This window comes from Pseudomonas saliphila (assembly GCF_008638345.1).
Taxonomy (GTDB): Bacteria; Pseudomonadota; Gammaproteobacteria; order Pseudomonadales; family Pseudomonadaceae; genus Halopseudomonas; species Halopseudomonas saliphila.
On the sequence record NZ_VTVA01000014.1, the window covers coordinates 1 to 13,448 of the forward strand.

Here is a 13,448-nt window from a genome sequence, read left to right on the forward strand (position 1 = left end):
ATCCAGCCAGTCCTTCGCAGAGCCGCGCATTCTACGCTTTATGCTCACCTTGTCAACGCCAGATTACAGATCAAAAATGCCAATTTATTGATGATCTCCGCTCCACCGGTCAGCATATTGGCGCTGCCGGGCAATTCTGTGACACCTGCAGACACTACCTCCGTAACGTCCATCGATGAATATACAGTGAGTGACCGCAGCATCGACGACACCATGGGCGATGCGCGGCGGATGAGAAGTCTTATTCGGACTCCTTCTATATAGAGATATAGGCGGAAGCGCGAGATCTGGTCATCGGAAAGGTTATCTACTGCTTACACCCCTACGTTGGATTTACCAGTAGAGCGAACAGGAAAATCCGCTTTCAAGTGAGCAGATAACCCTCGAACGCCTTGAGCGCTGTCTCGGGCATCGACTATCACTGGATTAAAAAATGATTCCTCAACAACCATTCAGCCAGTACTGGACCAGCAATACGCCTTTCAACGCGAACGCGACCCTGCAACAACTCCGGCTTTGGCTCAGTGCCCACCCCTGGTTCAAAGGGCATGACGTTGATGCGTGGTTCAACGTACCAAGCGAAACCTTGTCGGAGCTTCAGTCAGAATACAATCAACAGTGGGTCAGCCTGGGCCAGCAATTGATAACCCGCCAACCCTTCGCTTTCAGTGACCGGCGCTTCGCCAATGACAAATGGAGTGAGCCGTTATTTGGCTCGATCGCCGCCTACTATCTGCTGAATTCAGATTTTCTGCTCCGCCTGGTGAACGCTATGCCCATCGACGCGGACAAGCCACGTCGGCGCTTGCTCTATCTGATGGAGCAAACCATTGCCGCCTGCGCACCCAGCAATTTTCTGGCAAGCAACCCCGAAGCACTACACAAGATGTTCGAGACCCAGGGGGCCAGCCTCTATACGGGGATGTTGCACCTGGCGAGTGACATGCGCGAAGGCAAATTGCGGCAATGCGATAAAGGTGATTTCACCGTGGGCGTGGATCTGGCGACCACTCCAGGTGAAGTCATATACGAGAACGAGCAATTCCAGCTTCTACAGTACTATCCGATGGCCGATACCCAGTATCAGAGACCGGTTTTGATCGTCCCGCCGTCGATCAATAAGTACTACATCCTTGATATGCGTCCGGAGACGTCACTGGTGCGGCATCTGCTCGAACAGGGACATCCGGTATTCATCATGTCCTGGCGCAACTTTAGTCAGGAGCAGTCCCACATCACCTGGGACGACCAGATTCAGGATGGAATAATAAACGCGCTGGAGATCACGCGGGAAATCAGCGGCGAGCGCCACGTTAACTGCGTCGGTTATTGTGTCGGTGGCACCTTGCTCAGCACAGCCCTTGCCGTTCTGGCAGCTCGGGGTGATCGCGATATATCCAGTCTGACGCTTCTGGCCACGTTCCTGGACTTCAAGAACACCGGGCAGATAGACGTATTCGTTGATGAAGAGCTCGTCGCCTATCGCGAGCGCACCATCGGCGGCCAAGGAGGCCCGACCGGTGTGTTTCGCGGTGAAGATATGGGTAATACCTTTTCCATGCTGCGACCCAATGAGCTCTGGTGGAACTACACGTCAGAGAAGTACCTTAAAGGAGAGAAACCCGCTCCGCTCGACCTGTTGTTCTGGAACAACGACAGTACCAACCTCCCCGGCCCCATGTATTGCTGGTACCTGCGCCACACCTATCTGCAGAATGACCTCAAATCGGGCGATCTTGAGTGCTGTGGCGAGCGCCTCGACCTACGCGCTCTGACCATGCCCGCCTATCTGGTCGGGACCAAGGAAGATCATATCGTGCCCTGGGATAGCGCTTATGCGAGTACCAAACTCCTCGCCGGCGAGAAACGCTTCGTCCTTGGCGCCTCTGGACACATTGCCGGGATCATCAATCCGCCTGCGCGCAAAAAACGCGAGTACTGGACCAATACCGAGCTACCGGAAGACCACCATGCCTGGCTTGATACAGCGCAGTCACATCCTGGCAGCTGGTGGACCGACTGGTTCGAATGGCTGGCTGAACATGGAGGCACGCGTTCTGCCGCACGCAAGACCCTAGGTTCGGAAAACTATCCTCCCATCGAGCCGGCGCCGGGCCGCTACGTCAAGGAGTGAGGTGATCGCCCCTCTTTTAGCCGGCTGCGGCATGTTCTCGGTAACGACCCGGGGGCATGCCAAACCAGCGGGTGCTGGCTTTATAAAAACTGCTCTGATCGTAAAAACCTAGCCGATCGACGATTTCCGCCAGACTGTACCGAGTCCGGCGGAGATAATAGTCAGCCATCTGTTGGCGCGCTTCATCGATCACCTCCTTGAACTGGACCCCCTCTTTTTCCAGACCCCGCTGCAGCGTTCGCTTGCTGACGCACAGATCCGCCGCAATGGTATGGATATCACAATCACCACGGCTCAGATGCTCCATGATCAACGCGCGTACGCGGTTACGTAAAGGGCTCAGATTGATATCTCTCAGACGGACTTCGGCAATCTCACTATGCAGCGTGGCGAGCATTTCATCTGCGGTACTAAGCGGCATTTGCAAATCGCGGCGGTCAAACAGCAGCCCCATTGACGGCATTCCGAACCGCAGCGAACAATCGAAAAAGGAACGATGCGGCGTCAGGTCAGCGGGCGCCGGGTAGGTGAAATCAACCTCCAGCGGACGCAATGTCTGGCCGCCTGCCAGCCAGCGCAAAAAAGCCAGCGCGGCGGCCACTTTCAGATCCGCATAGGCTCTCGGCATTGGGGCCGCCGCTTCCGGTAGCTCATGAATCTGCAGATGCATCCCGCCAACGGTATCGGTGAGCGTAATCGACTCGCCGTTGCTCAATAGCGCACAGTAACGGCACAGGTTATTCAGGGCGTCCTGCAGGGTGGCACTGGACATCATCACGTAGCCAACCAACAGCATATGTCCCGGAGCCAGGCTAGGATACACCCTTAATCCCACATCTGAGGGCGCCTGTTCCGAAGCCAGCTCAACCAGCCGATACACCTTGTTGCGCGGGTAGAACGCGTTGCTGTCTTTCAGATTGCGCAAATCCAGACCGGCGCCTGCGGATAATCCGTCGACATCCAACCCTTCGGCTCGCAGTGTTTTGATTAAGAGACCTACATAGCCTGAGCTGACTCTGTACATATCTGACCTCATCGATCGACACGAGGCAGCCATGCAATGCGGCTGCACTCAGACAGATTCCAGGTACTTTGCGCCCGGACAGATTGTCGCTGCCCCATGCTGCAAAACGATGTCTGCAAGTTATTCGACAATGCCACGAGAATGTATACAAGAAGATTAGTCGGACAAGCCTACCAAAGCACTGATGGCACTCTGACCACAGTGATGCACGACGCCGGTTAAGGTACAGTACGGCACTAACCGAATTCGATGAGCAGCAGATGTCAGACCAGACTCAAAACCCCACCCGGCTGATCAAGAAGTATCCCAATCGCCGCCTGTACGACACCCATACCAGCCGCCATCTCACGCTGGCCGATATCCGTCGTCTGGTGGTTGAGCAGGTGCCCTTTCAGGTGGTCGATGCCAAGAGCGGTGAGGATATTACGCGCTCCATTTTATTGCAGATCATCCAGGAAGCCGAGAACGAGGGCGAGCCGATCTTCTCGAGCGATATGCTGCAAAGCATCATTCGCTCCTATGGCCCTTATCAAGGCATGCTGGGCGATTACCTGGATCGCAGCATTCAGGGCATTCTCGAGGCCCAGGCACAAGCAGGGGTTCAGACCTCACAAGTCTGGAGCGAGTTCATGCAGAAGCAGGTCCCGGTGATGCAGGATCTTATGCGTCAATATCTAGAGCAAACAGGAAAAATGCATCGCAGCCCACAAGACCTCTTTAACGTATTTGGCGGCGTAGACAAGCCAACAAATCGTGACGAACCAAACAAAAAAAAAGGCGATGAGGAATAACCCCACCGCCACTCGCATCACCTCGGCGCGTTACTGAGCAGGTCCGGCGGCTCCATGGGCGCCATTGCGGTTGGCTTGCCCGGCAGCTGAAGCCGCCGCGGCCACGCCGCTTTGTGCAAACTCGGCAGCTTGCTTGGCGGCCTTCTGCACGTTCTCGTATACCACCTCAGCGTTTTTCACAGCGGCTTTCAGGGTAGTCACGACGGGCTCCGCGCCAGCGGGCGCACTCTTCGCAATGTCCTCAACTATCTCCTGCACGTGCTGAGCGCCCGCTTCGATCTGCTTTTCCGTCAACCGAACAATTTCCGATTGCGTTCCCGAGACCACTTCATATACCTGGCGATTAAACTCCATCAAACGTTCGACCTGGGCGGTCGGGTTTAACAATGACGTCTGAAGCTCGACAAATGACTGCGGATCACGAACAGCCATCAGTTTGCCCAAGGTTTCGAACTGTTCCTCGGCGGCCGAATTCAGCGCTCTGGATTGTAAATGACTGAGCTGCTCTACGCTGCTGACCATCGTACTGCTGATCTCTTTGAGCAGCTCCAGATTCGCCTTCTGGGCTTGCTGCAATTTTTCGCTTTGGATAAATGACATAGGGTTCATTCCTCAAGGGGATTGGACGAAGCAATCGACATAAGTCATTGCATGAACCGATTGTTGCGCTGCACAAAAGCTCTTGCAAGCTTTTTTTGTGCAGCGCACAATCTTCAGCTTTAAGCGCATCGACACCCCACGCACTAACAACCATAGGGGGTCAACTGCCTCCGCCTAGGGTAATCAAGAGAGGAAGCGAGTGTGATTCACCACGAATATTTTGCAGAGCAACAAGAACCCCTTTCCTTGCTCAGAGCCCATTGGGATCGATCGGCCCGCTTGCATGATCAGTTGCAGTACAGCCTGTTATCCGCAGTGGATCGGTGCCAGCAAGGTTTGTTTCAAACGTTAATCGGGAGCCGATTGCAGGCTCCTACCCCGCAGGATTGGCAAGATGTGGTTGCCCAGCAAACGCTCGGTCTCATTAATGCCTGCTGCGAGATCCAGGCTGCCACCACCCAATATTGGCTGGACAGCTTCTTCGCTCCGACCGTGCCGTCACCACTAAAGCCAGCGTTGGACGATACCAAGCAGCCGGATACAGACAAGCCTCAGCCCGCTATCGAAGCCGAATCCAATCCTGAGGAGACGGTTACGCAACCTGTGCCTACGCCTAAGGCTGCAGCGTCCAGACGTGCGACCAAACCCAAGACGCCGTCAACCAAAGGTGCGTCCAAGACGACCTCCAAGGCGCGCAAACCGGCGAATAACACGTCAGGTAAAAACGCCTCCGCGGAGACGGCGAAACAGGCAGTCCCCACCCCACCGCTGCCGTTGAAAATGCCCAAAGCTGGTTCGGCGGCAACGCCGCATACGCAGGCGGCTGCCATCGCCCAGCCGACATCTGCTGACGACGCCGAGGCGCTAGCCGCCAACTCGGACAAAAATCCCGATCCCCAGTCCTGAACCAAACGCTCAAGCCAAGCCCATCACGCTGCGTAAGTTGACGACGCCTGCCTGATGGGCTTCGCTTACAGGCAGGCCTGAGTCACTCTCACATTGCCTCGAGCGTAGTAGACACTGGGAAACACGATATGAAGATGATCAAACTGGCCGACACCAACCTGCCCGCAATCGGTCAGGGAACCTGGCATATGGGTGAGCGCGCGGGGCAACGCGGCGCCGAAATAGCCGCATTGCGGCAAGGCCTGGAACTCGGCATGACGCTGATCGATACCGCTGAAATGTACGCCGATGGTGGCGCGGAGGACGTGGTCGGTGAGGCCATCGCTGGGCAGCGCGAGCAGGTATTTCTGACCAGCAAGGTCTTGCCGAGCAATGCCAGCCGGAGCGGCGTTATTCAGGCCTGCGAGCGCAGCTTGCAGCGTTTGAGAACGGATATGATCGATCTCTATCTGCTGCATTGGCCTGGCCAACATCCCTTGAGCGAAACCATAGCGGGGTTCGAAACACTGCGTGAGCAGGGCAAGATCAAGGCGTGGGGCGTGTCGAACTTCGATCTGGATGACATGCAGCAACTGCCCCCAGGCTGCGCGACCAATCAAGTGCTCTACAACCCCGAGTCCCGCGGCATCGAATACGATCTGCTCCCTTGGCAGCAGGAACAGGGCATGCCGGTTATGGCCTACTGTCCATTGAGTCAGGGCGGGAGCCTGTTGCAGCATCCAGCGCTGCGCGATGTCGCCAAACGGCATGCCGTGACGACGGCTCAGGTTGCACTGGCGTGGGCGTTACGCCAGGACGGCGTGATCGCCATTCCCAAGGCAAGCAACCCGGATCACCTGAAACTCAATGCGGCCGTCGCCGACTTGCAACTCAGCGACAAGGATTTCGCACTCATTGATAAGGCGTTCCCGCCGCCGCGCCGCAAGCAGCCACTAGATATGGTCTAAGTGCCAATTTCAGCGGTTGAACCTGCCAGAAAGGTCAGGTACTCGGCGGAATCTGGTAGCTCCAGGTCTCGGTCAGACTCTTGCTGCCGCTCACCAGCGCCGCACGCATCTCGACGGGCTGCTGCGTATCTTTGACCCGCAGCCGCAGCGTCATACGCCAGCCTTCAGTAACGGGGTTGCGCTGCAGTAGCGTCTCGAGCACCTCGGCGTTCTCGCCGACACTCACCTCGGGCGTGACATTCGCATCACCTGGCAATTGAGCAAGCACTGGACCCTCGAAATCAATCAGCATACCGGTGCTGCCGTCCAGGTGACGGATCAGGTTGCTCTGCTTGATTTCACCGGGCGTGCGCAGCGTCTGCTTAACCCAGGCAATGTCATCATCAAGCAATGCTGGCTCGTTGGTCGTCCAGCGCATGCTGTACGCAAAATCCAGCGATTCACCTTTTGCCGGAAGCTCGTCAGGCGTCCAGAAAGCCACGATATTGTCGTTGGTTTCATCCGCGGTCGGGATTTCCACCAGCTCGACCTTGCCCTTGCCCCAATCGCCGACCGGCTCTATCCAGGTACTGGGCCGCAGATCGTAGCGGTCTTCCAGATCCTCAAAATCAGAGAAATCCCGGCCACGCTGCAACAGGCCGAAGCCGCGCGGATTTTCGACTTCAAAGGTGCTCACTGATACCTGCTCAGGGTTGTTCAGCGGCCGCCATAACCATTCGTCCTTGCCGGTATGAATGGCCAGGCCGTTTGAATCATGAATCGCAGGGCGGAAATTTGCGGTGGGTGAAGGCTGATTGGGGCCGAACAGGAACATGCTGGTCAGCGGCGCGATGCCAACCTTATTGACGTCCTCACGCATGAATACCTTCGATTCCACGTCAAGCACCGCATCGTCACCGATCCCCAGCGTGAATTTGTACGCACCCGTCACGCTAGGCGAATCCATCAGCGCGTAGAACACCATATGAGTGTCGTCAGGCTCAGGCCGCTCGATCCATAATTCGCGGAACGCCGGAAATTCCTCACCCTCGGGCAGTGCGGTATCGACGGCCAGACCACGTCCGGACAGTCCGTAGATATGGCCCTTGCCGATGACCCGGAAGTAACTGGCGCCAAGGATGCTCATCACCTCGTCTTCCTTCCCCGGCTGGTTGATCGGATAGAGCACCCGCACCCCGGCATAGCCCAGTTGACTGGTGCTCTGCTGGTTAAAGCTCATGTCGCCGAAATCGAAGCTCTCGGGATCGTAGTTGATCTCCTCCACCTTGGAGTCGACGATCTCGTTGATCTTTACCGGCGTGTTGAAATGCATGCCCTGATGGTAGAAAGCCAGCTTGAACGGCGTGTCCTGCTCTCGCCATTCAAATTTTTCAGGCTTGGGCTGCATTTTCTGGTAGTCAGCAAACTTCATCTCGCTGAACTCAGGCGGCAGGTTACTGGCTGGCTCAACATAGGGCTTGTCCACCAGTGCCCGCGCTTCGGCGGCCACCTCATCCAGCGAAAAGGCGTGGGCCTGGAAAGTACTGAAAAGTGAAGCCGAAGCCAACGAGATCAAACAGAAAATAGGTTTGCTGCGCACAGCAACCCTGGTGCGCGAGAGCATTACGGTAGTCCCCTAACTGGAAAAATAATAAAGCGTACCCGCCAACGGGCCTTGCATACGCTGACTAGGATGCAGACGACCTGGTTTCGTTCACCGCAACAGCTGCGCCAGGTGTGCGGTATTTCGCAACCAGATATTGCCGCACCGGCACGACGGCCCTTTCCTGCACGCGCAAACACAGCACCACGGTCAGTAATAGATACAGTGGGTAATAGGCGATGGAAAGCGCCTGATCCCCCGCCGCCACCGCGCACGCCGACCAATCAACAAAGCACTCCTGAGACACCACGCCAAGCACCTTCTCCGACCGAGAAAACAGCGTGAACGCTGGCACATGCAGTACAAACATCGGCAAGGAAGCGGTGCCCAGACGCTGCGACCAGGTTCGCAACCATTCGCTGTTCACGGGCCTGATCAGTGCGCAGAGGTAGATCAATACCAGCTGCGCCGGCAGCAGAAGGCCGTTATGCAGCAGGAAGTACCAGAATTGCGCACCCTGAACCAACCAGGCAGCTCCGAGAAAACAGGCCAGCACAAAAACGCCCATCACCACCCTGCCCGCCAACCGTGGCGCGCGACCGGCATCCTGCATCTGGCGGAACAAACCATAGAGCAAAATGCCAGCCAGAAACTCTGGCAGGCGCACCAACGGCATTCTGTGCAGTATCCCGGTGAACGGCATGCCCAGTTCCTGGTGGTATATCACCCAGGCCGGCGGCAGGAGATATACCAGAGTCAGCGCTGCGAGCCATCGATGCTTGTTGTTCAGCGCCATTAATCGCGGCGCGAGGAACGGGAATGTCATATAGAAGAAAAACAGCGCGGAAATGGACCAAAGCGGCGGATTGAAGGTGAGGTAATAGGGATTCCAGGCCTGCAGCATAAGCAACTGCAGCGTTGAATTCAGTAGTAGCTCAGCATCGCCCATCCAGTGTTCGAGCCCGCTGCGTGACGCGCCCGCCAGATCCTCATTGGTGTCGTACACCACGAAACGCACACTGGCTTTCAGATCGTCTGGCGGTATCGCCAGCTGGCTGATGATGAAGATCACTGCAACGGTCAGTGCCAATGAAAACAGATGCAACGGATAGAGATTGGCGAAACGCTTGAACAGAAAGCTTCCCGCAGGCTCCCGTAATTGACCGTTACGACAATACACATGTGTCAGCAGAAAACCTGACAGGACGAAGAATGCGCTGGTGGCAAAGAATCCGACCCCGCTCAGTTGCTCGATCAAGGGGAGCTTGTGCTCCGGGTAATTGTGCAGCGTGTGAAAGATGACGATGTATAGGCCCAACAGAAACCGTAACCACTCCAAGCCGATAAAATGTTCGGAACGCGTGCGCATCATCCAACCGGTTGTTTTTGAAGAACAGCTACGGGAAAAGCAATATGGAAAGTCATCAGGGTGGCGGTCTCAGGCTGTCAGGGCAGGTCGTGAATGGTCAAACGATGCACTTCGGACGCCGGGTCAGCTAAATCCGTTCCATAAACCCGACCAACGCATCGAACCTCGTGACTCATCTGTGAACCGTTTCATACGAATCGAAGTTGGCGGGGACGAATAGGGAGTAGAAGGAGAAGTGACAATGCAGCCTGCGCTGGCTGCATTGCCCGTGCCGGTAAATTTTACGCAGCCATACGTTCACACTCGTCAGCACACGCCATGCAGGCTTCAGCGCAGCGCTGACAGTGCTCGGCCTTGTGCTGCTTGCACTCCTCGCCACAGGCGCGACATACCTGCGCGCATACCTTGCAGAACGCTTTGGCGAAATCGCTATCGCGGGCCATTAGCGCAGCCGCTGTCCGGCAAACGTCCGCGCAATCCATATCCGTCTGGATGCAGCGTGCCATCATCTTCACGTCGTCTTCGCGCAGGCAGGACGCGGCGCAGGTGTCGCACGCTACTGCACACTTCAGACAGGCCTGAATACAGGCTTCGTACATGCTATTGGTCATTGATCAACTCCTCTCTCGGAATGGGCCAGTAAATGACTCATAGCGTGGGACAGGGCATCCGCGAACAGGTTTCATCGTTCGTCGCTGGGATGGAAAGCTCAATCATGGGCAGGGAGAGGTCCCTTAATTAAACATCGAACGCGCACAGGCCTGAGCAGTCACAAGCAGGAATGACTGTCAGAGGTGCACTGTGGAAATAGTATTGGTCTTGATCGCCGCACTCATCGCCGGCTTAACGCTGTGGGATCAATTCGTTACCGTGTTCAGTACCGGCGGGGCTGGACCATTGAGCCGTCTGGCTTTTCGCGGCATCTGGAAACTGCTGCTGAGCGTGCACCAACATTGGCCGATTCACGCGGCGTTGAAATTTGCTGGCCCGGCGATGATTCTGCTGAGCATCGTATCCTGGTATCTGCTGCTGGGGCTGGCCGCCTTTCTGTTGTTTATTGCCTATCCTGGTTCTGTGATCGACGGTACGACGTCCGCACCAGCGAATCTCATCCAAACGCTGTATTTCACCAGCACGACCATTTCCAGCCTTGGCTATGGCGACTGGGTGCCGTCTGGACCACCCTGGACATTCATCAGCACCCTGGCAACCCTGGCTGCCACTATCGTGCTGACCGTTTCACTGTCCTACGTACTGTCCGTCGTCTCTGCGGCGATTCAGCGGCGCAGTCTGGCGACATCAATCTTCGCGATGGGAAGCAGCGAAGAGGAGATCATCCAGAACGCAAACCTCACCGATTCGCAGGGCTCCTTGAAAAATTATCTTCTGGATCTTTCCTCAACCATCGACCTTCAAGGGCTGCGTCATCTAGCCTTCCCCGTCCTGAAATACTTCCACGCCACCCAGCCCGAACTCTCACCCGCCCGAGGGCTACTACTGCTGGGTGACACGGTGTTCCTGCTTGGTCTTGACCGCTCCGGCTCGTTCAAAGGGATCACTGCAGTGCTGCGCAGCAGCATCGACAACTTTCTCCAGTTCAGCCGTGCCGGTAACACCTATGAGAGTTCTTCCGAGTCTGAGCGACGCAGGCTCTCGAACGTCGCAGCCAGACTTGACTTCGAGATGAATGAAAGCCAATTCGCGGCAGCGTTCGAGGAGTATCTTCCACTGCGTCGTCGGCTGCTCGCGCTCTGTGACGAGGACGGCTGGGCAGTGAAATAGCTCACGCTAAAACAGTGCCCAGCGCCTGTAGTTATCGAGAGTATCGAGTAAGGCTCACTCGACAAACACGTCGGCAATCCCGGACTTTGCCTCAGCTATGTCGCTAAGCTCCACGTATTGCTGGGTTTCAGCGTCGTACTGCGGATACTCGATTTCCCCCGCAACGCTGGGATCACCTGTCTTGGCGAAATTGGTCCAGATCGTCAGCATTCGATCGATCACCTGCGAATCGGTCGCGTCAAAACCGGCTGATGCGAAGATGTCAGCAGGGTCTCCTGCCGATCCCGATACGCCATTCCCGTTAAGGTCACCGATGACCAACGACTCACCTGTCGCCGGATCAATCACCAAGCCAAGCAGATAGTGCGTGATCACGCTTTGCGGCATATTGAACATGTAAGCCAGTTCAGCGCCGTGATACGCCTCCACGCCCCGGGCCTTCCAGCCAGCCGGCTGGTGGCTGAACAGCGTCGCATAGGTGGGTTCGCTGTTAAGCGGCGCCAACCATGGGAATACGTTCTTGACCGTATTGATGGGGTCGATAGTGTCATTGGTGTTCACGGTGAACATGAATGGCACATCATTATCGGCGTCCGTCTCGAAACTGACGCGCTCGGTCGCCGGCAGGTAGTGGTTGTCTACGTTGGTGTACGGCACCACTGTCGCCGCCGCGGAAACCACCTCCAACCAGGTGCGCGTGCGCATCTCATCAATAGAGGTCGCTTCCAATTGTGCTTGCAGCTCGCTGCCGATCGCTTCTGCCGCCTCCAGACCGCGGGTATCCGGATACAGCGTGCCGCTCTGGCTGATCGCCCGATGGAACAACCCGGCAGCCTTGGGCGACGCCATCAGTGACAACACCTTGCGGCCTCCCCCCGACTCTCCAAAGATCGTCACGTTGTCGGGATTGCCGCCAAAAGCAGAGATGTTGTCCTGCACCCACTCCAGCGCCATGATCAGGTCCATCTGCCCATAGTTGCCCGAGCCGCCGTAACCACTCTCCGCGCTGAGTTCAGGATGCGCGATGTATCCGAACGGCCCGAGTCGATGATTGACCGATACCTGGACCACACCCTTACTGGCGACTGCGAGAGGATTATTGAAGGGTTTGGTGTTACTGGTTAATGAGGTGAATCCGCCGCCGTGGAACCAGACCATGACCGGCAGATCGCTGGCATCCTTCGGAGCGGTAATGTTCAGATAGAGCGAGTCTTCACTCATACCGCCTTCCCCGAAACGCTCCAGCGCGGGATTTTGTGCAGCCTGATCGCTCCAGCTTACTGCCTCGCGTATGCCTTCCCAGGGACTCACTGGTTGCGGGGCCTTCCAGCGCAAATCGCCCAGCGGTGGCTGCGCATAGGGAACGCCGAGAAATTGCCAGGATGATTCATCTGCCTCAAAACCCCGCAATTGCCCGCCGGTTGTTTCGACTACCTGTCGCGGGCTGGTTGAGCGAGCAAAATGCTCGCGCGCGTCGGCCGCGGACGCCGCTTTGCGTGCCCGCGGGTCAGTATCGGAAAACGCATTAGCTGCTTCGAGTCGCGCAAGCAGCGGAGTCAGCGCAGCACTGAAATCCTCAGGAGACTGATCCAGTAAAATGCTGCCTGCGTTCAATGAAATCTCTTCTCTGATCGGCTCGCTCAGCTGAATGCCATTGTTGAGGTTGCCGTCAGCATCCAGCGATTGCAGCAGGACCAGCATATTGGTCACACGCTGATCTTCGACAGCCGTTGCCCCCTCGACAATACTCAGTGGTGTCAAAATATCGCTGCCTGGCGCCGAGCCCAGCTCAAGCTCACCGATTGAAAACGTCAGCCTCTCACCGTCCACATAGGAGAACTCCCCGTGCTGGTTGGTCATGCCTTCGCCTGTCGTTTCGCCGCTGTAATCCAGCCCGGCTACGGCACTGTCAACAAAGACGCCGGTACGGCTGGTTACCTCTTCGTCATCATCAGAGCCTGAAGAACCATCCAGACAGCCTGCCAAAGGCAACAGGAATGGCGACAAAGAAACAGCAAGCAGTGCTGATCGAGCAGCTCTGGGTATTCTCAACTGGTGCATACCTACCTCCGGTTTATTGTTTTTGTGGAGTTGATGCGAGCTTCGGTGCACTGCACACCGGGGTGCAACTGACCGCCGCCTACGAAGCACCGTCGTCAACTCGATGACGAAGATAGGTGCCCTGCTCTGCCCGTGCAACATCGGTCGCCCGTTCAGGCGCTTGGTGCCTTGAGGATGAGGCAAACACTGCACGGAGACGGATTGTATTTATGACTCGGAGGATTGGCGGCTCAGCGTGGCGTGGGCGGACCC

12 protein-coding genes are annotated in these 13,448 nt (G+C 56.5%); 6 read left to right on the forward strand and 6 right to left on the reverse strand.

The window, feature by feature from the left end; translation table 11 throughout:
- On the forward strand, positions 1-264 hold a 264-nt coding region (locus tag FHK95_RS20110; protein ID WP_206668584.1), incomplete at its 5' end, for a hypothetical protein.
- 169 nt (positions 265-433) lie between these two features.
- Positions 434-2,134: a class I poly(R)-hydroxyalkanoic acid synthase gene (gene phaC, locus FHK95_RS14455; protein ID WP_178114803.1), complete on the forward strand. Its 1,701-nt coding sequence runs from the start codon at positions 434-436 to the stop codon at positions 2,132-2,134.
- Positions 2,135-2,150: 16 nt separating this feature from the next.
- On the opposite strand, the gene FHK95_RS14460 is transcribed toward phaC, so the two are convergent.
- A complete protein-coding gene (locus FHK95_RS14460; protein ID WP_178114804.1) occupies positions 2,151-3,158 on the reverse strand; it encodes an AraC family transcriptional regulator in 1,008 nt (335 codons plus the stop codon).
- Positions 3,159-3,418: 260 nt separating this feature from the next.
- Here FHK95_RS14460 and phaR point away from each other — a divergent pair, with 260 nt between their 5' ends.
- Positions 3,419-3,949, forward strand: coding sequence for a polyhydroxyalkanoate synthesis repressor PhaR (gene phaR / locus FHK95_RS14465; RefSeq protein ID WP_150305344.1), 531 nt, complete (start codon positions 3,419-3,421; stop codon positions 3,947-3,949).
- A gap of 30 nt (positions 3,950-3,979) precedes the next feature.
- Here the strand turns inward: phaR and FHK95_RS14470 are convergent, their stop codons facing one another.
- A complete protein-coding gene (locus FHK95_RS14470; protein WP_150305345.1) occupies positions 3,980-4,549 on the reverse strand; it encodes a phasin family protein in 570 nt (189 codons plus the stop codon).
- Positions 4,550-4,750: 201 nt separating this feature from the next.
- Between FHK95_RS14470 and FHK95_RS14475 the strand changes: the two genes are divergently transcribed.
- Together FHK95_RS14475 and FHK95_RS14480 are read left to right on the forward strand one after the other, a co-directional pair.
- Complete coding sequence (locus FHK95_RS14475) at positions 4,751-5,455, forward strand: hypothetical protein (RefSeq protein WP_150305346.1); 705 nt, start codon at positions 4,751-4,753, stop codon at positions 5,453-5,455.
- A gap of 128 nt (positions 5,456-5,583) precedes the next feature.
- Positions 5,584-6,402 carry an aldo/keto reductase gene (locus FHK95_RS14480; RefSeq protein ID WP_150305347.1) on the forward strand — a complete coding sequence of 273 codons (819 nt, stop codon included), beginning with the start codon at positions 5,584-5,586 and terminating at the stop codon, positions 6,400-6,402.
- A 34-nt stretch (positions 6,403-6,436) separates the two neighbouring features.
- Here the strand turns inward: FHK95_RS14480 and FHK95_RS14485 are convergent, their stop codons facing one another.
- The 3 genes from FHK95_RS14485 to FHK95_RS14495 all read right to left on the reverse strand — a co-directional run bounded on the left by FHK95_RS14485 (position 6,437) and on the right by FHK95_RS14495 (position 9,964).
- Entirely contained in the window at positions 6,437-8,005 is a 1,569-nt protein-coding gene (locus FHK95_RS14485; protein WP_150305348.1) for a glucan biosynthesis protein G, read from the reverse strand.
- Positions 8,006-8,069: 64 nt separating this feature from the next.
- Positions 8,070-9,356, reverse strand: a complete 1,287-nt coding sequence (locus tag FHK95_RS14490) for an acyltransferase family protein (protein WP_150305349.1) — start codon at positions 9,354-9,356, stop codon at positions 8,070-8,072.
- Positions 9,357-9,634: 278 nt separating this feature from the next.
- Entirely contained in the window at positions 9,635-9,964 is a 330-nt protein-coding gene (locus FHK95_RS14495) for a four-helix bundle copper-binding protein (protein ID WP_150305350.1), read from the reverse strand.
- Between the two features lie 190 nt (positions 9,965-10,154).
- Between FHK95_RS14495 and FHK95_RS14500 the strand changes: the two genes are divergently transcribed.
- Positions 10,155-11,135 carry an ion channel gene (locus FHK95_RS14500; protein ID WP_150305351.1) on the forward strand — a complete coding sequence of 327 codons (981 nt, stop codon included), beginning with the start codon at positions 10,155-10,157 and terminating at the stop codon, positions 11,133-11,135.
- Between the two features lie 54 nt (positions 11,136-11,189).
- On the opposite strand, the gene FHK95_RS14505 is transcribed toward FHK95_RS14500, so the two are convergent.
- A complete protein-coding gene (locus tag FHK95_RS14505) occupies positions 11,190-13,196 on the reverse strand; it encodes a carboxylesterase/lipase family protein (protein WP_178114805.1) in 2,007 nt (668 codons plus the stop codon).
- Positions 13,197-13,448: the final 252 nt, after the last annotated feature.